The organism is Micromonospora sp. NPDC047738, assembly GCF_040642675.1.
In the GTDB taxonomy this organism is placed as follows: Bacteria; Actinomycetota; Actinomycetes; order Mycobacteriales; family Micromonosporaceae; genus Micromonospora.
This window is the reverse complement of record NZ_JBEYSO010000005.1, coordinates 197,979-219,547: the sequence shown is the minus strand read 5'-3', so window position 1 is coordinate 219,547 and position 21,569 is coordinate 197,979. Positions and strand designations below refer to the sequence as shown.

16 protein-coding genes are annotated in these 21,569 nt (G+C 71.4%); 5 read left to right on the top strand and 11 right to left on the bottom strand.

The window, feature by feature from the left end; translation table 11 throughout:
- The first annotated feature begins 105 nt into the window (after positions 1 to 105).
- Entirely contained in the window at positions 106 to 258 is a 153-nt protein-coding gene (locus ABZ783_RS11150) for a contact-dependent growth inhibition system immunity protein (protein WP_357436241.1), read from the top strand.
- Between the two features lie 27 nt (positions 259 to 285).
- On the opposite strand, the gene ABZ783_RS11145 is transcribed toward ABZ783_RS11150, so the two are convergent.
- From ABZ783_RS11145 to ABZ783_RS11135, 3 genes are read right to left on the bottom strand one after another with little or no spacing between them, the layout of a single operon-like run.
- Entirely contained in the window at positions 286 to 1,314 is a 1,029-nt protein-coding gene (locus ABZ783_RS11145) for an ABC transporter ATP-binding protein (protein ID WP_357436239.1), read from the bottom strand.
- Positions 1,311 to 2,831: an iron ABC transporter permease gene (locus ABZ783_RS11140; RefSeq protein WP_357436488.1), complete on the bottom strand. Its 1,521-nt coding sequence runs from the start codon at positions 2,829 to 2,831 to the stop codon at positions 1,311 to 1,313. Before ABZ783_RS11140 ends, ABZ783_RS11145 begins: the two co-directional genes overlap by 4 nt.
- A gap of 53 nt (positions 2,832 to 2,884) precedes the next feature.
- Positions 2,885 to 3,898, bottom strand: a complete 1,014-nt coding sequence (locus tag ABZ783_RS11135) for an iron ABC transporter substrate-binding protein (protein ID WP_357436486.1) — start codon at positions 3,896 to 3,898, stop codon at positions 2,885 to 2,887.
- 107 nt (positions 3,899 to 4,005) lie between these two features.
- Between ABZ783_RS11135 and ABZ783_RS11130 the strand changes: the two genes are divergently transcribed.
- Entirely contained in the window at positions 4,006 to 6,612 is a 2,607-nt protein-coding gene (locus tag ABZ783_RS11130; RefSeq protein ID WP_357436237.1) for an AMP-binding protein, read from the top strand.
- Positions 6,613 to 6,625: 13 nt separating this feature from the next.
- Here the strand turns inward: ABZ783_RS11130 and ABZ783_RS11125 are convergent, their stop codons facing one another.
- From ABZ783_RS11125 to ABZ783_RS11115, 3 genes are all read right to left on the bottom strand, one after another.
- Positions 6,626 to 7,474, bottom strand: a complete 849-nt coding sequence (locus tag ABZ783_RS11125; protein ID WP_357436236.1) for a GNAT family N-acetyltransferase — start codon at positions 7,472 to 7,474, stop codon at positions 6,626 to 6,628.
- Between the two features lie 184 nt (positions 7,475 to 7,658).
- A complete protein-coding gene (gene rox / locus ABZ783_RS11120) occupies positions 7,659 to 9,083 on the bottom strand; it encodes a rifampin monooxygenase (RefSeq protein WP_357436484.1) in 1,425 nt (474 codons plus the stop codon).
- Positions 9,084 to 9,497: 414 nt separating this feature from the next.
- Positions 9,498 to 10,223, bottom strand: a complete 726-nt coding sequence (locus ABZ783_RS11115) for a TetR/AcrR family transcriptional regulator (RefSeq protein ID WP_357436234.1) — start codon at positions 10,221 to 10,223, stop codon at positions 9,498 to 9,500.
- Between the two features lie 24 nt (positions 10,224 to 10,247).
- Here ABZ783_RS11115 and ABZ783_RS11110 point away from each other — a divergent pair, with 24 nt between their 5' ends.
- Positions 10,248 to 11,378 carry an FAD-dependent monooxygenase gene (locus ABZ783_RS11110; RefSeq protein WP_357436232.1) on the top strand — a complete coding sequence of 377 codons (1,131 nt, stop codon included), beginning with the start codon at positions 10,248 to 10,250 and terminating at the stop codon, positions 11,376 to 11,378.
- Between the two features lie 63 nt (positions 11,379 to 11,441).
- Here the strand turns inward: ABZ783_RS11110 and ABZ783_RS11105 are convergent, their stop codons facing one another.
- The 5 genes from ABZ783_RS11105 to ABZ783_RS11085 all read right to left on the bottom strand — a co-directional run bounded on the left by ABZ783_RS11105 (position 11,442) and on the right by ABZ783_RS11085 (position 16,132).
- Positions 11,442 to 13,841 (bottom strand): excinuclease ABC subunit UvrA, encoded by a 2,400-nt coding sequence (locus tag ABZ783_RS11105; protein ID WP_357436230.1) that lies wholly within the window; start codon positions 13,839 to 13,841, stop codon positions 11,442 to 11,444.
- A 64-nt stretch (positions 13,842 to 13,905) separates the two neighbouring features.
- Positions 13,906 to 14,358 (bottom strand): pyridoxamine 5'-phosphate oxidase family protein, encoded by a 453-nt coding sequence (locus ABZ783_RS11100; RefSeq protein WP_357436228.1) that lies wholly within the window; start codon positions 14,356 to 14,358, stop codon positions 13,906 to 13,908.
- On the bottom strand, positions 14,355 to 14,705 hold the full coding sequence (locus ABZ783_RS11095; protein ID WP_357436226.1) for a VOC family protein: 351 nt from the start codon (positions 14,703 to 14,705) through the stop codon (positions 14,355 to 14,357). Before ABZ783_RS11095 ends, ABZ783_RS11100 begins: the two co-directional genes overlap by 4 nt.
- A gap of 33 nt (positions 14,706 to 14,738) precedes the next feature.
- On the bottom strand, positions 14,739 to 15,188 hold the full coding sequence (locus ABZ783_RS11090) for a helix-turn-helix transcriptional regulator (protein WP_073838364.1): 450 nt from the start codon (positions 15,186 to 15,188) through the stop codon (positions 14,739 to 14,741).
- Positions 15,189 to 15,253: 65 nt separating this feature from the next.
- Complete coding sequence (locus ABZ783_RS11085; RefSeq protein ID WP_357436223.1) at positions 15,254 to 16,132, bottom strand: alpha/beta fold hydrolase; 879 nt, start codon at positions 16,130 to 16,132, stop codon at positions 15,254 to 15,256.
- Between the two features lie 98 nt (positions 16,133 to 16,230).
- Here ABZ783_RS11085 and ABZ783_RS11080 point away from each other — a divergent pair, with 98 nt between their 5' ends.
- Positions 16,231 to 18,207: a BTAD domain-containing putative transcriptional regulator gene (locus tag ABZ783_RS11080; RefSeq protein ID WP_357436222.1), complete on the top strand. Its 1,977-nt coding sequence runs from the start codon at positions 16,231 to 16,233 to the stop codon at positions 18,205 to 18,207.
- Between the two features lie 128 nt (positions 18,208 to 18,335).
- A complete protein-coding gene (locus ABZ783_RS11075) occupies positions 18,336 to 21,527 on the top strand; it encodes a patatin-like protein (protein WP_357436221.1) in 3,192 nt (1,063 codons plus the stop codon).
- Positions 21,528 to 21,569: the final 42 nt, after the last annotated feature.

Sequence of the window (21,569 nt, the reverse complement as noted above, 5' to 3'; positions counted from 1 at the left end):
TCGCGCCGGGCCGCTTCGTGGCGGCGGCCGCTGGCGGCTCGTCCATGGGTGGCCCGCCAACCTGGCGGGCGACGCAGAGTTACGGCGCCAACTACCCTGATCGCCGTGACCACGATCGAGGAGCTTGAACGGGACGTCTGGCCGGATCCTGGCCCGGACGACACCTTTCTCGTGAGACGATGCCTCGAGCTACGACGCAAGCCGTTGGCCGAGTTCACGGTCGAAGACCTGCGCATCATGCTCGGTCAGGCGACGTAGAGGTACTGGTGCCCCCGCATGTTGCCGCTATTCCGCGTACGCCCGCACCTGCCCCCGGACGGTGATGGCGACCCGCGTGCCGGCGGTCAGGCCGTTGTCCTCGTCCAGCATCCGCGCGGTCAGCACCGTGCCGTCGTCGAGGCGGACCGTGGTCAGCGCGTCGTGGCCGTGGAAGTCCTGTCGAACCACGGTTGCCGGCGCCCCGCCGGACGGGGTGAGCCGGATCTGCTCGGGCCGGACAAGGACGGTCGCCGCGCCGCGGGCGGCGGACCCGCGCAACGGCAGCCGGCCGAGCGGGGTGGTCGCCACGTCGGCGTCGACGGTGGCCGGGAGCAGCACGGCCTCCCCCACGAACCGGGCGACCCACGGAGTGGCCGGGTCCCGGTAGACCGCTGCGGGAGCGCCGCACTGGACGATCAGCCCGGCGTCCATGACCGCGACCGCGTCCGCCATGGACAGCGCCTCGCCCTGGTCGTGGGTGACCAGCACGCCGGTGGCGCCGTCGGCGTGCAGCGCCTGTCGCACGTCAGCGCGCAGTTCGGCGCGCAGCCGGGCGTCCAGGGCGCTGAACGGCTCGTCCAACAGCACCAGCGCTGGCCGGGGAGCCAGCGCCCGGGCGATGGCGACCCGTTGCTGCTGGCCGCCCGACAGCTGGTGCGGCATCCGCCCGCCGTACGCGGCGAGGCCGACCAGTTCGAGCGTTTCCTCGACCCGGCCGGAGCGGCGGGCAGCCCGGTCCAGCCCGTAGCCGACGTTGTCGGCGACGGACAGGTGTGGGAACAGTGCCCCCTCCTGTGGAACAACGGCCACGCCGCGCCGGTGCGGCGGCACATGCAGCCGGTTGCCCGCGACCGTCCGGCCGGCCACGGCAATCGTGCCCGCATCGGCGCGCTCGAATCCTGCCACGCAGCGCAGCAGGGTGGTCTTGCCGCAGCCGGACGGTCCCAGCACCGCCAGCAGCGTGCCGCGGGTGACGTCGAGGTCGACGCCGGCCAGGGCGGGCACCGGGCCGTAGGACTTGGCCAGGCCGGTTACGGTCAGCATGCTGTCGGTCATCGGGTGGCTCCGGTTTGGGTGAGTCCGGTACGGGCTGCGAGCAGCCAGGTGGGCACGGCGGCGAGCGCGACGAGGATGGCAGCGTACGGGGCTGCGGCGGCGTACGCGGCGGTGGACGTGTGGGTCCACAGCTCGGTGGCCAGGGTGTCCATCCCGGTCGGGCGCAGCAGCAGGGTGGCGGGGAGTTCCTTCATGCAGGTGAGGAAGGTCAGCGCCGCCCCGGCGCCGATGCCGGGCAGGGTGAGCGGCAGGGTGACGGTGCGGAACACCGTGAACGGGCCGCTCCCGAGGGACCGGGCGGCCTCCTCGACGGCGGGCGGGCTCTGTGCGGCGGCGGAGGCTACCGCGCCGACGGCCAGCGGCAGGAAGAGCGTCGCGTACGCCAGGGCGAGCAGCCAGGCGCTCTGGTAGAGCGGGTACGCCACGTTGACCGCGAAGAACACCAGGGACAGGCCGATCACCACGCCGGGCAGGGCGTGGGCCAGGTAGGTGAGCCGGTCGAGGGCGGTGGCGACCGGTCCCGGGGCTCGGGCGGTGAGCAGGCCCAGGGGCAGGGCGAGAAGCATGGTCAGCGCGGCGCCGGCGAGCGAGACCGACAGGGACGCGCCGGCGGCGGCGGCGATCTCGGCGACGGAGCCGGGGCGGGACACCCCGGCCGCGAGCCACCGGGCCAGGCCGGCGGCCGGCACGCCGAGGGCGAGCCCGTTCACCGCGAGCAGGCCGGCCAGCGCCGGCCCGCGCCACCGGGCCAGCCGCAGCCGTACGGGGGGTCGGACGGCGGTGCTGGCGTAGCGGGCGTCGCGGGTGCGGGTGGTGAGCTCGGCGCCGATCAGCAGGACGGTGAGCAGCACCAGCACGGTGGACAGCACCAGCGCGCCGGTGCGGTCGAAGCCGAGATTGAACGCGGTGAAGATGGCCCGGGTGAAGGTGTCGACCCGGACGATGGAGACGGCGCCGAAGTCGCTGAGCACGTACAGGGCGACCAGCAGCGAGCCTGCGGCGACGGCCGGGCGGATCTGGCGCAGGGTGACCCCGAACAGGGTGGCCCACGGTCCCTTCCCCAGTGACCGGGACACCTCTTCCTGGCCCGGGTCGGTCCGGTTGAGAGCGGCGACGGCGGGCAGGAACACGTACGGGTAGGAGCAGACGGTGAGCAGCAGGGCGGCGGCCCAGAAGCCTTCGAATCCGGTGACGGTGGCGGTCCAGGCGAAGCCGGCCACGTAGGTGGGGACGGCCAGCGGCAGCGCGGCGAGGACGCCGAAGAGCCGCCGGCCGGGCAGGTCGGTGCGGGTCACCAGGAGGGCGGTACCGACGCCGAGGACGGCGCAGGCGGCGGTGACCACGGCGGCGAGGGCGAGGCTGCGGCCGGCGAGCACGGCGACCCGGGCGGTGAACAGCTCGGCGACGATTCGCTCACCACCCGCCTCGGCGGTCCGTACGGCGAGGTAGACCAGCGGTAGCAGGGCGACCGCGACGGCGGCGGCCGAGGCGGCGGTGAGCGCCGGGCGGCGGATCAGCCGGCGCGGCGACCGTCGGGTGGCGCCCCGACGGTCGCCGGCCAGGATGGTGCTCAGGCCAGCCCCGCTTCCTTGATCATGGTGACGGTGGCGTCGAGCGTGTCGAGGTCGTTGAGGTCGATCTTCGGGGCCTCGAGGGCGGCGAGCTGCGGCAGGCCCGGCGCGGCGGGTACCCCGGCCGCCAGGGGGTACTCGAAGGTCTGGGTGGCGAAGTAGGTCTGCGCCTCGGCGCCGAGCAGGTAGTCGACCAGCGCCCGGGCGTCCGGGTCCGTGCCGGCCCGCTCGAGCAGGCCGACGCCGGCGGCGTTGACCAGGCCGCCGGTGTCGCCGTCCGGGAAGAAGTGCAGCTTCGCCTTCAGCACGTCGGGGCTGCCGCCGCGCTCCTTGGCCAACTCGTACACGTAGTAGTGGTTGACCAGGCCGACGGCGAGGGTGCCGGCGTCGATGTCGGCGACGATCTGGACGTTGCCCTCCCGGACCTGCGGCTGGTTGGCCTTGAGGCCGGTGAGGAACTCGCGGGCCTTGGCGTCGCCGTGCTGCACCCGTAGGGCGGTGACGAAGGCCTGGAAGGAGCCGTTGGTGGGCGCGAGGCCGATCTTGCCCTGCCACTTCGGATCGGTCAGCTCGAACACGCTCTTCGGCAGCTCGGCGGCGCGGACCTGGTCGGCGTTGTAGGCCAGGACGCGGGACCGGCCGCTGACGCCGACCCACCGGCCGTTGGCGTCGCGGTAGGTGGCCGGGACCCGGTCGAGCTGCTCGGCGGGCAACACGGCGAAGAGTCCGGCCTTGCTGACCGCGCCGAGCGCGCCGGCGTCCTGGGCGAAGAACGCGTCGGCGGGGCTGCGCTTGCCCTCCTCCAGCAGCTGGGCGGCCATCTGTGAGGTGGTGCCGTAGCGGACGTCGACGGTGATGCCGGTGGCCTTTTCGAACTTCTCCAGCACCGGCTTGACGAGGGCTTCGCTGCGGCCGCTGTAGACGGTGAGCCGCTTGTCGCCGGGCTTGCCCGGGTCGCTGTCGGAGCCGCCGCACGCGGTCAGGGACAACAGGCCGGCGAGGGTGCCGGCCAGGACGAGACTGAGACGCTTCCGCACAGGTAAGGCTTACCTTACTCAGCCGCTTCGATGCAACCCACCCCCCGTTGGAATTTAGGTGAGGCTCCCCTAACCTGTCGGCCATGCGCGTCCTCCCCGACACCGGGCCGGCGCCGTTCGTCCGCGCCCTGGCCGGGCACGGCGACCGGCCGGCAGTGATCACCGCCGACGGTCGGCTCAGCTACGCCGAGCTGGCCGAGCGGGTCGACGCGCTGGCCGCCCGGCTCGGGCCGGTCCGCCGGCTGGTGCTGCTCGCCGGCGCGAACCGGGTCGACGAGCTGGTCGCGTACCTGGCGGCGCTGGCCGGCGGGCACCCCCTGCTGCTGGTGCCCGGGGACCACGACGCCGCGGCCACCGAACTGACCCGGGCGTACGACCCGGACGTCGTGATCCGCCGCGTCGACGGGGAAGTCGTCCTCGACGAGCGCCGTCCCGGCAGCCGGCACGAGCTGCATCCCGAGCTGGCGCTGCTGCTCAGCACCTCCGGGTCGACCGGCTCCCCCAAGCTTGTCCGGCTGTCGTCGGCGAATCTGCAGGCCAACGCCGAAGCGATCGCCGAGTACCTCGACATCCGGGACACCGACCGGGCCGCCACCACCCTGCCGCTGCACTACTGCTACGGCCTGTCGGTGGTGAACAGTCACCTGCTGCGCGGGGCGGCAGTGATCCTCACCGGGCTCTCGGTCACCGACCGCTGCTTCTGGGAGCTGTTCCGCGCCGAGCAGGGCACCAGCCTGGCCGGCGTGCCGTACACCTTCGACCTGCTGGACCGGGTCGACTTCGACCGGATGCACCTGCCCCACCTGCGCCACCTCACCCAGGCCGGCGGCCGGCTCGACCCGGAACGGGTGGCCCGGTACGCCGCCCTCGGCCGCCGCCGCGGCTGGCGGTTCTTCGTCATGTACGGCCAGACCGAGGCCACCGCCCGGATGGCATACCTGCCGCCGGAACTGGCCGAGCACCGGCCCGAGGCGATCGGCGTGCCGATCCCAGGTGGCTCGTTCCGGCTGCGTCCCCTGCCGGACCGCCCCGAACCGGACACCGGCGAGCTGGTCTACGCCGGACCCAACGTCATGCTCGGCTACGCCGAGCGGCCGAGCGACCTGGCCCTCGGGCGCACCGTGGCGGAGCTGCACACCGGGGACGTGGCCCGACGCGGGCCGGACGGGCTCTACGAGATCGTCGGACGGGTCGCCGACTTCGCGAAGATCTTCGGCCTGCGGGTCGACCTACGCCGCGTGGCGGAGCACCTGCGGCAGGCCGGCGTCGAGGCGTACTGCGCCGGCACGGACCGCGAGCTGGTCGTCGCCGCGACCGGCGCCCACCACCCCGACCGGGTGCGGCGCCTGGCCGCCGCCGCGGCGGGCCTGCCGGCCCGCGTGGTCCGCGCGCACCTGCTGGCCGAGCTGCCCCGGCTGGCCAACGGTAAGCCGGACCTGGCGGCCGTCCGTGCCCTCGCCGCGCCGCCGGCGGCCGCCACCGTACCCACCGGGACCGGCCCGGAGCAGCTCTGCCGGCTCTACGCCGAGCTGCTCGACCAGCCCGAGGTCAGCCCCGACCAGAGCTTCGTCGACCTCGGCGGCGATTCGCTGTCCTACGTGGAGGCGTCCATCCGGCTGCAGGAACTTCTCGGAGACCTGCCCGCCGACTGGCACACCGTCCCCATCCGGGACCTGGCCCGCCCGATGCCGGACCGGCCGGCTCCACGTCGGGTGCTGGAGACCGGCGTGGCGCTGCGGGCCCTGGCGATCGTCGTCATCGTCGGCTCGCACATCCCGCTCTTCACCGTCAAGGGCGGCGCGCACCTGCTGCTCGCCGTCGCCGGGTTCAACTTCGCCCGCTTCCAGCTCACCGCCGCGCCCCGGCAGGAGCGGGTACGCGCCGCCCTGCGCACGGTCGGCCGGATCGTGCTGCCGTCGGTGGCCTGGATCGCCGCGGCCGGCGCCGTCACCGGCGACTACACGCTGACCAACGTGCTGCTGCTCAACAGCGTCCTCGGCCCGCACGACGGGGCCACCGAGTGGCAGTTCTGGTTCATCGAGGCGTTGGTGTACATCCTGCTCGCCGCGACAGCGCTCCTGGCGGTCCCGGCGCTGGACCGGTTGGAACGACGGCTGCCGTTCGGGCTCCCACTCGCGCTGGCCGCGCTCGGCCTCGTCACCCGGTACGACCTGCCGGGGCTGACCTCCCACGGCCACGTCCCGTCCGCGATCCTGGTGTTCTGGCTGTTCGCCCTCGGCTGGGCGGCGGCCCGGGCCCGCACGACCGGCCAGCGAGTGGTGGTCACCGCCACCGCGCTGCTCACGGTGCCCGGCTTCTTCGGACAGCCGCTGCGGGAAGCGTTCATCGCAGCCGGGTTCGCGCTGCTGATCTGGGTACCCAGGCTGCCGAGCAGTCGGTCCGTCAACCGGGTGGCGGGGTTACTGGCCAGCAGTTCGCTGTACATCTACCTCATCCACTGGCAGGTGATGCCACTGGTCAGCCCGTGGTCGCGAGGCGCGGCGCTGGTCGTGTCCCTGGCCGTCGGGGTCGGTTGCGCGGCGCTCGCCCGGCTGGCGGCCCGCCGGCTACGCGCGTCCCACCGCGCACAGCGGGCCCGATCAGTGCGCGGCCACGCCCTGCCGCCCCGCGCCGCGGCACGATCGATGGCCCATCCGCCCTCGGCAGCCCGACGCACCCCGGTGGGATGAGTCAGCAAGGGCGTCAGGCCAGCGCGGGCGACGGCACGGCACGGCGCGCGTCCAGCAGGTCGACGCGGGTCGCCATGAACACGTCCAGCTCGGCCACCCGCCAACCGGCTGCGAGCAGGGGGCGGACTGCGGGGTGCGGCGCCGGCAGGCACACCTGCGCGTACCCGTCCACGCTGTCGAGCGAAGCGAGGACCGCCAGCACGCTGTCGGCAACCTGGCCGTCGGTGAGACGCGCGTCCGACGCCAGATGCACCAGGCCGTAGCCCGCGCCCTCCCCCGCCGCGGTCCCGGCGGCCCGTGGCTGGCCGTCAAGCGCCGCGACCAGCGCTAGTCCATTCGGCCGCCGGGCCCATGCGTGATGGTCGTCGGTGCGGTCCAGGCCCGTCCAGCCCGCCTCGAACGCTGCGACCGCATCCGGCGAGGACGGCTCGACAGTCCAACCAGCAGGCGACCGCACGGTACGGGCATCACCGGTCAGATACAGCAGCGGCCACCAGGCGTCCAGACCGAAACTCGTGTAGAGCGGCAGCGCATGTGGGTGCTGGCTGCTGAACGTCATCCGCAGGGTGTTTCGCTCGGGCCACAGCTCGGCGAGCAGCGCCCTGCCATGGCCGCGGCCATGGTGCGACGGGTCGACGAACAGATCGCACAGCATCGAGGTCACCCCAGCGCGTCCGGCGATGTCCCGGGTCGCACCGAATCCGGCAACCCGGTCGTCATCGATCGCGACAACGACTTGCCCGTACCGCAGCAGGTGCCTGACGTACGCGGGGTCTGCGCCGGTCCATTCGCCTCGCTGACCCGCCGTCTCCGCGACACGCGCGATGGCATCGAGATCACCAACGGTGGCACCGCGAACCATCAGGACAGGATCTCTCCTCATCCGCCACATCCTGCCCGACCAGCGCGTAGGCGTTCAGGGGCGGTGGTGATGCGGTACGAGTCGAGAAGGTAAGTATCGGTCGCCTCGTCATCGCCAAGGTGGCCACGAGGTCTCCGGTGTTCAGGGACAGCACGACCGGCTACCGACGCTGGCATGCGTGAGATCAGCTGGCGGGCTTGCCGAACCAGCGGGAGAGGTGGTTGTCCAGGTCCTGCTGATCGTCGCCGATCCAGGCGACGTGGCCGTCGGGGCGTAGCAGGACGCATGGAACATCCAGTACCGCGGTGGGATCCCCGAGGTAGTCGACCCGGTCCGACCAGCCGCCGACGGTCAGTCGTTCGGTGCGGTCCAGCAGCAGGCCGCGGCCGCGATGCAGCAGACCGTAGAGGTGGCCCTGTTTCACGTCGATGTCGCGCAGGCGGCGGCCGAGCAGGTCGGGGCCTGCGCCGAAGTCGTAGCGGACGCCGATCGCGGTGATCTTCTCGATCAGATAGCGGTTCACCTCGTCGAAGTCCATCAGTTCGGTGAGCAGCCTACGCACGGCCTGCGGGCCCGGTTCGGTGGACGACAGTTCCATCTGGGCGCGGGTGTTGTCCAGCACGTCCTCGGCGACCGGATGACGTTCGGCCTGGTAGGTGTCCAGCAGTGTTTCCGGCGCCCAGCCGCGGATCTGTGCGGCCAGTTTCCAGCCGAGGTTGAATGCGTCCTGAACGCCCAGGTTGAGGCCCTGTCCGCCGGTGGGTGGATGGATGTGTGCCGCATCGCCGGCCAGCAGCACCCGCCCGACCCGATAACGTTCGGCCAGCCGGGTGGCATCCCCGAAGCGGGACAACCAGCGTGGGGAGTGCACGCCGAAATCGGTTCCGGCAATGGCGCGCAGCTGTTGTTTGAAATCGTCGAGGGTGGGCGGTTCCGCGCGATCGCTGATTCCCGCGGCGGGGACGACGACGCTGTAGACCCCTGCGCCGAAGGGCCTGAGCCAGAATCGTTGATGGGTCCCGTGGATTTCGGTCACCTTGGCGGCGATCTCCTCCTGTGGCACGCCCACTTCCATCTCGCCCATCAGCGTCTCGGTCCGCGAGGGCTCGCCGGGGAAGCCGACGCCGAGCAGTTTGCGCACCGTACTGCGCCCGCCGTCACAGCCGACGAGATAGCGCGAACGCAGCCGTTCCCCGTCGGCCAGCTCGACGGTCACCCCGTCGTCGTCCTGCTCGAAGTCGGCCACCGCGCAACCGCGCCGAACCTGCGCACCCAGTGCGATCGCATGTTCTTCGAGCAGATGTTCGATGACCGGCTGCGGGATGCCCAGCAGATAGGCGTGCGCGGAATCCAGGCCCTTGGGCGCGGGTTTGTTGATGGCGGCGAAGAAACCGCCGGCCGGACGCTGTCTTCCGTGTTCGCGAATGCGCTCCAGCAGTCCGCGCATTGCCATCAGCTCGAGACTGCGAATATGCAGACCGACTATCCGGACGAACGACTTGGGCTCGGTTTCCTTCTCCAGGACGAGTACCCGCACGTCGTGCAGCCGCAGTTCGGCGGCCAGCATCGCACCAGTCGGCCCGCACCCCGCAATGATCACGTCGAACATGAGGGGCGCGTGATCGGTGCCGGAGGCCGGCGATGGGAGTCCGGGGACGTTGCCCGCGGTGGAGTCGCGCTCGACCGTATCGTTCGACGACGGCTCGGTGGTGAACTGCAGAGAGTGCATAGATGTTGCCTTTCGGGAGTGCCTTGTTGGCGAGGCGCTCCCGGCGACACCTACGTCAATCGCCCGACCGTGACGGGAAGGGGGAGCACCCACATCGATACAGCGTTCATGGGTCTCACCTCCTCGGGCGGTGTCACGGGCAACTGCAAGTTACAAGCCTGAGCATCATCCCGTCCAGTCCTTTCCCCGCCACGTGATCACGACTCCGAACGGGCCGGTGCGGTTGCCGGGCGAATCCGGGGTGGCGAGGGTAGCAACGGATCATCCAACCGCTCGGCGCCGTCCATCAGTAGGTCACGCGTGGGGATGGCTGGCGATGCCGTCCAGGATGGTGATCAGGTTGTGGTGGAAGGTTTCCTCGGCGTTGAGGTGGGCGCCGTCGATGACGAGCCGGGCGATGGTGGGGTAGCGGCCTGTTTCGAGCATGCGGGTCAGGTAGGGCCCGAGGGCGGCCTGCCAAGCGGACACGTCAGTGCCGGTCAAACGGGCGGTGCGGCGCTCGGTGATCTCCCTGCGGAGCGCTCCGACGATGAACGCGTTGAGGGCGCCCACAGCCCGCTGGAGATCGTCGATACCGCGCACGCCAGGGGCCTGGCTGAGCGCCGCCGCGGTCGATTCGCCCACGGCGAGCGCGTGCGGTCCTAAGTGTGGCCGTGCGCCGAGCAGGTCGACGAACCACTCATGATCAAGAGCGGCGTCGCGGGTCCGGTGAACGATGGCCAGCAGCGTGGCGCGCCACTCGGAGTGCTGGTCGGCCTCGGCGATCTGGGCGTACACGGCGTCGACCATCAGATCGAGCAGTTCGGATCTGTTGATCAAGTAGTCGTAGAGCCGCATCGGACCGACACCGAGCTCTTTGGCGATCTTGCGTACCGATAGCCCGTCGAGGCCGTGTGCGTCGGCGATCCGGATCGCCGTGGCGGCGATCTTCGCGCGGCTCAGCGGCACCGGCGCCGCCCGCGGCTGAGGCTCGGGCCGTTCCCAGACGGGCAGCGGTGCGCTACCGTACGGCGTATCCATAAGGTACAGCGTACGGTAACGGAGATGATGATGCGAGTTGCGATCGCCGGTGGCGGCCTCGGCGGCCTGACGCTGGCCCGAATCCTGCACCGGCACGGCATCGGCGCGGTGGTGTACGAACGCGAGGCAAGCCGATCCGCGCGATCACAGGGCGGATCGCTCGACCTGCACCCGGAGTCCGGGCAACGGGCCCTGGCCGATGCGGGCCTCGCCGGCCGATTCCGGTCCGAGGCACGGCCGGAGGGCGAGGAACATCGCATCCTCGACCCGGCCGGACGCACCCTCGTGCACCACAAGCCACAACCCGACTCATTCTCCGGACGCCCCGAGATCGACCGCAGCGCACTGCGTGATCTTCTGCTCGATTCGCTCCCCGGCGACGCGGTGGCCTGGCAGCACCGGCTCGTCGCGGCGACGCCACGACCCGACGGAGGCTTCGGGCTGACGTTCGATGGCGGCCACAGCGCCGACTGCGACATCCTCATCGGCGCGGACGGCGCACGCTCGGTCGTCCGGTCGCTGCTGACCGACGCGCCACTGTCCTCCGTGGCCACGTTGGTAGAGTTCAGCATCAGCGACGCCGACCGGCGCCACCCGGATCTCGCCGAACTGGTCGGCCCGGGAAACCTCTGGTGCATCGGCGTGAGCCAGATCCTGGCAGCGCAACGCCTCGGCGACGGCAGCATCCGAGTCGGCGTCTCCTTACCCGCGAACGATCGCCACCTGGACACCTACGGCAGCAAGCGCGCTCTGCTGGACATGTTCGATGGCTGGGACCCCAGCCTCACCGCACTCATCGAAGCCGCCGACAGCCCGCCGACCCCACGCAGGATCGAGGCGATGCCCACCGGTACACGCTGGGCCCATCAGCCGGGCATCACCCTCATCGGTGACGCCGCGCACCTCATGCCGCCGGTCGGCGAGGGCGCCAACCAAGCCATGCTCGACGCCGCCGAGCTCGCCGCCGAACTCGCCACCAAACCCGCCGACCCCGACTCGGCGATCCGGACGTACGACGAGGCGATGTTCACGAGGATCCACCCGATCGCCGAAATGTCCGCACGAGTCCAAGCAATGATGCTGTCCCCCACCGCAGCCGACGACATCATCCGCTTCTTCACGCCGCGGCCCACCGAGCCGGCACCCGCAGACTGACAACGCGCAACGCAGCCGGCTCGATCGGGTCAGGAGCGAGAGCGAGCTCTCGCTCCTGACGCCTCAATCGTTGGCGCCGACGTAGGCCGCGAGGTGCTCGCCAGTGAGGGTGGAGCGGGCGGCGACGAGGTCGGCCGGGGTGCCCTCGAAGACGACCCGGCCGCCGTCATGGCCGGCGCCGGGGCCGAGGTCGATGATCCAGTCGGCGTGCGCCATGACCGCCTGGTGGTGCTCGATGACGATGACCGACTTGCCGGAGTCGACGAGCCGGTCGAGCAGGCCGAGCAGCTGTTCGACGTCGGCGAGGTGCAGGCCGGTGGTCGGCTCGTCGAGGACGTAGACGTCACCCTTCTCGGCCATCTGGGTGGCCAGCTTGAGCCGCTGCCGCTCGCCGCCGGACAGCGTGGTGAGCGGCTGGCCGAGGGTGAGGTAGCCGAGCCCGACGTCGACGAGCCGGTCGAGGATCTTGTGCGCGGCCGGGGTACGCGCCTCGCCGCCCTTGAAGAACTCCTCGGCCTCGGTCACCGACATCGCGAGCACTTCCGCGATGTTCCGGCCGCCCAGCGTGTACTCCAGCACCGACGCCTGGAAGCGCTTGCCCTCGCACTCCTCGCAGGTGGATTCGACGGTGGCCATGACGCCCAGGTCGGTGTAGATGACGCCGGCGCCATTGCAGGTGGGGCACGCACCCTCGGAGTTGGAGCTGAACAGCGCCGGCTTGACCCCGTTGGCCTTCGCGAACGCCTTGCGGATCGGGTCGAGCAGCCCGGTGTACGTCGCCGGGTTGCTGCGCCGCGAACCGCGGATCGCGCCCTGGTCGATCACCACCACGCCGTCGCGGTCGGCGACCGAGCCGTGGATCAGGGAGCTCTTGCCGGAGCCGGCCACGCCGGTGACCACGCAGAGCACCCCGAGCGGGATGTCGACGTTCACGCCCTGAAGGTTGTGCGTCGACGCGCCGCGGACCTCCAGCGCGCCCGACGACGACCGCACCGACTTCTTGAGAGCCGCCCGGTCGTCGAGATGGCGGCCGGTGGTGGTGTCGCTCCCCCGCAGCCCCTCGACGGTGCCCTCGAAGCAGACCGTGCCACCCGCCGTGCCGGCGCCGGGACCGAGGTCGACGACGTGGTCGGCGATCGCGATCGTCTCGGGCTTGTGCTCCACGACGAGCACCGTGTTGCCCTTGTCCCGCAGCCGCAGCAGCAGGTTGTTCATCCGCTCGATGTCATGAGGGTGCAGGCCGATCGTCGGCTCGTCGAAGACGTAGGTCACGTCGGTCAGCGACGAGCCGAGGTGCCGGATCATCTTGGTGCGCTGGGCCTCTCCCCCGGACAGGGTGCCCGCCGGACGGTCGAGCGAGAGGTATCCCAACCCGATCTCCGCGAACGAGTCAAGGAGGTGCTGCAGCCCGGTGAGCAGCGGGGCGACGGACGGCTCGTCGAGGCCCCGGATCCAGTCGGCCAGATCGCTGATCTGCATCGCGCAGACGTCGGCGATGCTCTTGCCCTTGATCTTCGACGACCGGGCCTCCTTGCTGAGCCGGGTGCCGTCGCACTCGGGGCAGGTCGTGAACGTCACCGCCCGCTCCACGAAGGCGCGGATGTGCGGCTGCAGCGCGTCGACGTCCTTGGACAGGAACGACTTCTGAATCTGCGGGATAAGCCCCGCGTACGTCAGGTTGATCCCCTCGACCTTGATCTTGGTGGGCTCCTTGTAGAGAAGGTCGTGCAGCTCCCGCTTGTTGTACTTGCGGATCGGCTTGTCCGGGTCGAAGAAGCCGCAGCCGCGGAAGATGCGGCCGTACCAGCCGTCCATGCTGTAGCCGGGGATGGTGAGCGCGCCCTCGTTGAGCGACTTGCTGTCGTCGTAGAGCTGGGTCAGGTCGATGTCGTTGACCGAGCCCATGCCCTCGCAGCGCGGACACATGCCGCCCAGCCGGTGGAAGGTCGCCTTCTCGGTCTTCGTCTTGCCGGCACCGCGCTCGACGGTGATCGCACCGCTGGCCGTCACCGACGGGACGTTGAACGAGTACGCGTTGGGCGAGCCGATGTGCGGCTGCCCGAGCCTGCTGAACAGGATCCGCAGCATCGCATTGGCGTCGGTGGCGGTACCGACGGTGGAGCGGGGGTTGGCGCCCATCCGCTCCTGGTCGACGATGATCGCCGTCGTCAGGCCCTCCAGCAGGTCGACCTCCGGCCGCGACAGCGTCGGCATGAAGCCCTGCACGAAGGAGCTGTAGGTCTCGTTGATCATCCGCTGCGACTCGGCGGCGATCGTGGCGAACACCAGCGAGCTCTTGCCCGAGCCGGAGACGCCGGTGAACACCGTCAGCCGGCGCTTCGGGATTTCGACGGTGACGTCCTTGAGGTTGTTCTCGCGCGCGCCGTGCACGCGGATCAGGTCGTGGCTGTCGGCAACGTTCAGCGCAGGCGACTGCGAGTCCGTCCTCGTGGCAATGCTCATTGTGTCTCCATCTGTTGGGCGGGGACCGCCTTCGCGGCTCCCGTCGGCGCCGCCTGGCGAGGCGTCAGACCAACCAGCGGCCGTCGCGCATCAGGTCGCGGTCGGGCAGCTCGTTCACTTCGCGCCACGCCTGGATGCGGCGCGGGGAGATGCGGAACCAGCGGTACGGCGTGGCCAGCGCACGCGGGTCGAAGCCGGTGCGCGCGGCGAACCGGTCGCCCAGCTCCCGCGGCAGCGCGTCGATCTCGAGGACCTCTACCTCCCCCTCGATCATGGACACGTCGCGGGTGTGGCCCAGCCCCAGCCGAACTGCCCGGGTGGCGGCCAGGTTCCTCCCGGTCGGGCTGTCCGTCGGCGTGGCCATCAGCAGCACCTCGCCGTCCCAGTCGAAGGACAGCGGCACCAGGTACGGCCCGCCGTCCGCCGAGGCGCTGGCCACCCAGAGATCGATGTCGTGGGTGAGCCGATGCTCGGTGTCGTGACGACGCTGAGCGCGGGAGCGGGGGGCGGCGCTCATCGGTCCTGAAGCAGGCCGAGGACGTTTCCGTCGGGGTCGGTGACGGTGGCCACCAGGCGGCCCCCACCGACGTCGTGTGCGGGCTCCTTCACGGTGGCACCCGCCGCGGTCACCTCGGCCAGCTTCGCCTCGATGTCCGGCACGTGCCAGTAGGCCACCGGTGAGGTCATGCCCTGCGGTCCACCGCCCGGCACCAGCCCGATCTGCTGACCCGCGGCCTCGAAGCCGACGTAGTAGGACGAGTCGGTCTGCGGCGGTACGCCGAGCAGGGCGGTGTACACCGCCTTGGCCGCCGCCAGGTCGGACACGGGATGCAGCACGGTCATGATTCCCTGCGTGGCAGTCATGGTCACTCCTGGGGTCGTGGATCGCAACGTCGATCAGGCTAGTTGCGGCCCGTGACCCCCCGCTTCTTGATTCCTGATCGGTCTGGTCACCTGTTTCGCCACGCACGACGGCATCCCCGCCGCCGCCCCCGCCGCCTGCCGCCGGTACACGCTCGGCGGCACACCGACCAGCTCGGTGAACCGACTACTGAAGGTACCCAGCGACGCGCAACCGACCGTGAAACAGACCTCGGTGACACTCAGGTCACCACGACGCAGCAGCGCCATCGCACGCTCGATACGCCGCGTCATCAGATACGCGTACGGCGACTCGCCGTAAGCAGCCCGGAACTCACGGCTGAGATGCCCGGCGGACATGTTCACACCCCGCGCCAGCGCCTCGACATCCAACGGCCGCGCGTACTCCCGGTCGATCCGATCACGCACGCGACGCAGCCGCGCAAGGTCAAACAGCCGCTGGGCCGCGGCGGATCTGCTGGTCACCCGCGAAATCGTGCCACGCCTCGCCGGAGTTGCCCAACACCGGTGGCCCCACTCCGTGTCAGCGCCTACCGGGTGAGGAGGGAGCGCAGCTTCTTGACGATCTCTGCCGGCGCCTCCTCCGCCATGAAGTGCCCCGCGGACGTGGTGTGGTGCTCCAGGTCCGGGGCCCAGGCCCGCCACAGTGCGGCGGCGTCGTAACCGAGCGCGGCACCCCAGTCCTGCTGAACGACGGCCACCGGCATGGCCAGCCGGTTCCCGGCGGCCCGGTCGGCCTGGTCGTGCTCGATATCGATGCCGGCCGAGGCGCGGTAGTCGGCGACGATGGAGTCGACCGCCGCGCGGGAGGCGGCCAGGTACTCGGCGCGCACGTCCGCCGGGATGGCCTGCGGGTTCTGCGCCCACAGGTCGAGGAAGTAGCCGAAGAAGGCATCCGCGCTCGCGCTGATCATCTGTTCGGGCAGGCCCGGCGGCTGGGCCATCAGGTAGAGGTGGAAGGCGACCGCGGCGGGCGCACCGTGCAGGATGTCCCACATGTCCAGGGTGGGGAGGACGTCGAGCGCGGCCAGGTGAGTGATCGCGTCCGGGTGGTCCAGGCCGGCGCGGATGGCCACGAGGGCACCGCGGTCGTGTCCGGCGAGGGCGAAGCGGTCGTGCCCGAGCCGGCGGGCGAGGGCGACGACGTCGGCGGCCATCGTCCGCTTGGCGTACGTGTCGGGGCGGTGCGCGGCGGGTTTGTCGCTGGCTCCGTAGCCGCGCAGGTCGGGGCAGATCACGGTGTGATCGGTGGCTAGGTCGACGGCGACGTGCCGCCACATGAGGTGGGTCTGCGGGAAGCCGTGCAGCAGCACGATCGGGCTGCCGGCGCCGCCCACCGCCAGGTTCAGCGTCACGTCGTCGGCGACCGCGACGCGCTGGTACTCGAAACCGGGGATGACACTTGTCATGGTTGTCCTTTCTCGTTGGCTCGTTCAGCGTGCCGGCTGCGGATGAGCAACCGATGAGCGCGATACGTTGCTCTCAGGCGCGGGAGGGTGGTCGATCGGTGCAGGTCAGGTTCGGTGTTCTCGGGCCGGTGGACGCCTGGGACCAAGCCGGCACGCCGATCGATCTGAAGGGGCCCCGCCACCGGGCGGTGCTTGCGCGGCTGATCGTCGCGCGCGGCCGGGTCGTCCCGGTCAGCCGCCTCGTCGATGACCTGTGGGCGGAGCCGCCCGTCGGAGCGGTGAGCGCCGTCCGCACGTTCGTGGCCGCGTTGCGGCGCGCGCTGGAGCCGCAGCGGCCGCCGCGGGAGCCGGCCAAGCTGTTGATCACCGAGGGGCCGGGCTACGTGCTGCGGGCGGCCCCGGAGACGGTGGACGCCTGGCGGTTCGAGGACGAGGTCGCCGCCGCTGCCGGCGCGTCGGCGCAGGAGGCGCTCGAGCGCCTCGACCGGGCCCTGAGCTGGTGGCGGGGGCCCGCCTATGCGGGCTTCGACGACGAGCCATGGGCGCGCGCGGAGCGTTCCCGGCTTGACCAGCTACGGCTGAACGCGGTCGAGCGGCGGGCCGAGGCGCTCCTGGCGCTCGGGCGAGCCGCCGACGTCGTACCCGATCTTGACGCGCACGTGGCGGAGCATCCGTGGCGGGAGGAGGCGTGGCGGCTGCTTGCGCTGGCCCTGTATCGGGCGGGACGCCAGGGCGACGCGCTCGCGGTGCTGCGCCGAGCCCGCGGCCTGCTCCTGGCGCAGCTCGGTGTCGATCCGGGCCCCCGTCTGCGTCGCCTGGAAGTCGACATCCTCCGTCAGTCCGAACGAGCGGTTGACGCGCTCGACGCGCTGGGTCCGGAGCGGGTGTGGGCGGACGCCGCGGCGGCCTACGACCGTGCCGTCGCGTCCGGCTCGCGGACTCGGCTCGAGTCGACGGTCGGCCTGCTGCGCAGCCTCGCGGTGGCCGGGCCGGGCGGGCTGGAGGCGGCGCGGGAACAACGGGTCGCGGCCATCGCCGCGGCTGAGCAGCTGGGCGATCCCGAACTCACCGCGCGGGTGATCGGTGGGTACGACGTACCGGCGATCTGGACCCGCTCGGATGATCCGGACCAGGCGGCGCGGATCGTGGCGGCGGCCGAGCGGGCCCTCGCCACCCTTCACCCCACCTCTCCCGAGGCCACTCGCGCCGGCCTGCTGGCCACCATCGCGGTCGAGTCCCGGGGCACGCGGTCGGCGCGCGGACCCGAGGCGGCCCGGGAAGCGGAACGGATCGCCCGCCGCCTGGGCGACCCGGCACTGCTGGCCTTCGCCCTCAACGGCGCCTTCATGCAGACCTTCCACCGTGCGGGTCTCGCCCCCGAGCGCGACGAGATCGGCGCCGGCCTCGTCGCCCTCTCCGCGCGGCACGGCCTGGCCTCGTTCGAGATCCTCGGGCACCTCATCCGCCTGCAGGCCCGGAGCGCACTCGCGGACTTCCGCACGGCCGACCAGCACGCCGCCGCCGCCGACCGGCTCGCCGCGCGGCACGAGCGCCCCCTCGTGGGAGTGTTCACCCAGTGGTACCGCGCGCTGCGGCTGGCCGCGACCGGGGCGTCACCGGCGGACGCGGAAGCCGCCTACCGGGAGGCGGGGGCGCAGCTCCCCGGCGCCGGCATGCCCGGGGTCGAGCAGGGTCTCCTGCCGCTGGCCCTGTTGTGCCTGCGGGTGTGGCGCGGTCTCCCGGTCGGCTTCGGTGAAGACACCGACTGGGGCCCGTACGCCCCGTGGGCCCGCCCGCTGCTCCTGCTGGCCCGGGACCGTCGACCCGACGCCGCCGCGGCCCTGCGTCAGACTCCGAACCCGCCAGCGGACCTGCTCTTCGAGGCCCTGTGGTGCCTGACCGCCCAGGCCGCGATCGCGCTGGACGACCGGGCGATGATGCGACGCGCCCAGACGGAACTCGCGCCGGCGGCGAGGGAGCTGGCCGGAGCCGGCAGCGGCATGCTCACGGTCGGCCCCGTCTCAGGCCACCTCGACGATCTCGCTGCCGCGCTCGGCGGTACGCCGGGCCCATGACCCGGCCCAGCTGCGCGGCGTGTCGGCAAGGAACAGGATTTGGCAAGCCGCAAGTCAGCCGTACCATACCGGACATGGTTCCACGAATCGGGCGAGTTCTCACGCACGCGGTCACTGTCGGGTAGTACATGGCGGAGACCGTGGAGGATCAGGAGTGGGCGCCGTCCCCTGCCCGGGACGCCGACCGACAGGACATTCGACTTGCCGCGGTCATGACCGGTGGAGTCAGCCTGGCAGTCTGGATCAGCGGCGTCACTCTTGAACTCTTTCGGCTGGCCACGGCCCGCAGAGGCGCGGGATCGGCGTACGCATCGCTGCTGGATCTGCTTCGGGCCGACGTCCGCGTTGATGTGATCTCAGGGACGTCGGCGGGCGGTCTCAACGGGGCTTTCCTGGCGCTCGGGCTCGCCCGGGGCGGGGACCTGTCCGTCATGCGCGACCTGTGGCACGAGCACGGCAGCCTGGACCGACTGTTGCGCGATCCCTTGACCCGCAACCCGAAGTCCCTGCTCAAGGGCGACGACTACTTCCTGCCCAAGGTGAGAGAAGCGCTGGAGAAGGTGATCTCGGAGGTCCGGCGCCCCGCAAGCCGAACCGACGACGACCGGGTGCCGATCGAGTTGGTCCTGACCGGGACGCTCTGGCAGGGCAGGTCCACGACGTTCACCGACGACCTGGGCGTCGCCATCACCGAAACCGACCACGACGCCACCTTCCGGTTCGCCGACCTACGGGCCGGCTACCGCGATGGTCGGCCCGTGAGCGGTGACCTGGCCGCCGACGCCGTACTCGAGGAGTTGGCCGCCGCGGCGCGATGCACCTCCTCCTTCCCCGGCGCGTTCGAGCCGCATTTCGTTCGGGTGGACCCCGGACCCCCGGCCGGGGACCTGCGGTGGGAGTCCGCGGCGGGTCGAGCCAACTTCTGCGAAGCACAGTACGTGGTGGACGGCGGAGTCCTGCTCAACAAGCCGATCAGGCCCGCGCTGGAGGCGGTGTACCGGCAGACCGCCGGCTTTCAGGTGCGTCGAGTGCTCGCTTACGTCGCTCCGGATCCGGGCGAGGTCTACTCCCCCACGGCCGACGCGATGCTTGAACCGGATGCGGCCGACCGGCCGGCGTCGCCGCTGCCGTCGGCCCGCGAGGTGCTGCTGGGAGTCCTCACCCGCCTGCGGGCGACAGACTCCGTTTCCCGGGAGCTCACGGAGATTCGCAACCGCAACGCCAGTGCGCGGCAGCGCCGCCGGGCACGTGACCGGTTCGCGATGACCATGACGGACGTCGCCGACCAGCTTTCCGAACGGGCGTGGCCGGCCTACCTGGAGGTTCGCGCCGAGCACGCGGCCCGAACGCTGGCCCCGCTGCTGGCGGCCGGGCAACGCGGCCGGCCCGCCGAGCAGTGGAGCGGGCAGGAACTCCTTACCGCGCTGCGCCGACAGCCGATGTCGTTCATCCCGCAGGGCGCCTTTCCGGAAGCGCTCGGCAGAGTCGGGGTGAGCTGGGACTGGGGGCAGACCACCGTCCAACGGCTGGCAGACATGACCGTCGACCTGCTCAAACGAGCGGTGTGGCTGGCCCACCTCGGGTCGCCGGAGCGCGCGGCCATCGTGCGCTGCCGCGAAGAGGTGGCTGCCACGCTGAAGGAGATCCACGCCGACCGGGAAGATCTCAACCGCTACTGGTCCACGGCGCCGACCGGACCGACCCGGTACGGCATCGGCCCTATGCCCGCACGCCGGGGCTCGCTGAACCAGACCGCCGAGAACCTCCCAGAACTGGAACGATGGCTCGCAGCTGCGTTGGTCGCGTGGGATGCCCTACCCGCGCCCGACGACGCCGCCCGGCGGGCTCGTCTGTACCGACAGGCCCTCGAACTGGCCCGGCGCCTCCGCGAGGTCGCCCCGGCCGTACGGGCGGTGAGCGAGGCAGGAAACGACGTCCTCGATCCGGACGGCGAGTGGGCGCAGCGGCTTGCCGCACTCCACCGGTTCCTCGTCCCGGCGCAATCCACCCAGGCCGCGAGCGGGGCGATGCACCCGACGGTGACGGCCGATGCGGGTCCTGCCCGCAGTGCGGAACGGGCGAGCGACGAGACCGTGCTGCAGAACATGCTCCGCCTCGACGTCGTACAGCTGGCGTTCACCAGCGCCAGCCCCGAGCCGGAGCAGGAGGTGGAACTGGCCAAGGTCTCGTCGGTGAACCCGGACCGGCTGACCGGCATCCAGCTGCACCATTTCGGCGCTTTCTACCGCGGCTCCTGGCGAATGAACGACTGGCTGCACGGCCGGATGGACGCGGTCGAACAGCTCATCCGGATCCTGCTGGCACCGGAGCGATTGCGGCAGTGCCTGCTGACACCCGGCTCGGCGGCGCCCGCCGGTCCCCGGCCGGCTCCCTCGGAGGCCGTGGCCCAGCTCATGGCGGCACTCGAGCGTTGCGCGGTTCCCGACCAGTCACCGGACCGACGGTGGCTGGCCGAGCAGTGGGCACAGGACCGGGCGGCATGCGAACTCGAGGTCGAACAGATCATTGCTGGCCCGGATGCACCGTCCTTGTGCGCCTGCCCCCGAGCCATGGCCCGACCGATCCAGACCGCAGTGCTCAGGGAAGACCTCCCCAGCCTCGCCATCGCGGTGCGCGGCGAGGGCACCGACCGGTCCCGGACGAGCAGCAGCTGGTTGGAGTCCTTTGACGCCGCCGACCGCAAGGCCGGTCAGAACCTGCCGGCCGAGGAACTGTGGCGGCTGTGGGACGAGGCCGCGAAGATCGGCAGGGAACGCATCGAGGGCGACGTCGGAAGTGACACGTTCGCGCGAACCGTGTCGCACACCGCCACCGTCCTCGCCAATGTCGCCGGGGACTCGGCTCGCATCAGGCCGGTGACCGCGGTCCTCTCCGCCTTCCGCGGCTACGCCCTCGCCGTCTGGGCGATGGTGGCCATGCTCACCCGCGGCAGCGCCGTGGGTACGCGTGCGGTGGAGATCGCGGTCGCGGCCGGCGGAGTCCTCCTTGCCGTCACACTGCTGGTGCCTGCGGTACCGGTCGCCCTGACCCTGCTCGCTGTTCTCCTTCTCCTGGCCGGCTTCTCGGCTGCTGCCCTGCTCTCGCCCCGGGCCAGGCCGGTCGGTGTGCGCCTGGCAGCGGCGGTGCTCGTCGTCCTCCTCGCTCTCGGTGGCGTGCTGTGGTGGGACTGGGCCCGCAACGGCTCTGCGGCGCTGATCTGGAGCCTGTCGATCAAGCTCGGGGTTTCGGTGCTCGTCGTCCTGCTCGGCTGGTGGGTCGCCCGTGCACAGCCCCGCCGGCCCGGACGCGGCCGGCGATAGGCGGATACCGCGCTTGCGGTACGCGTCCGATGTGCTGCCTTC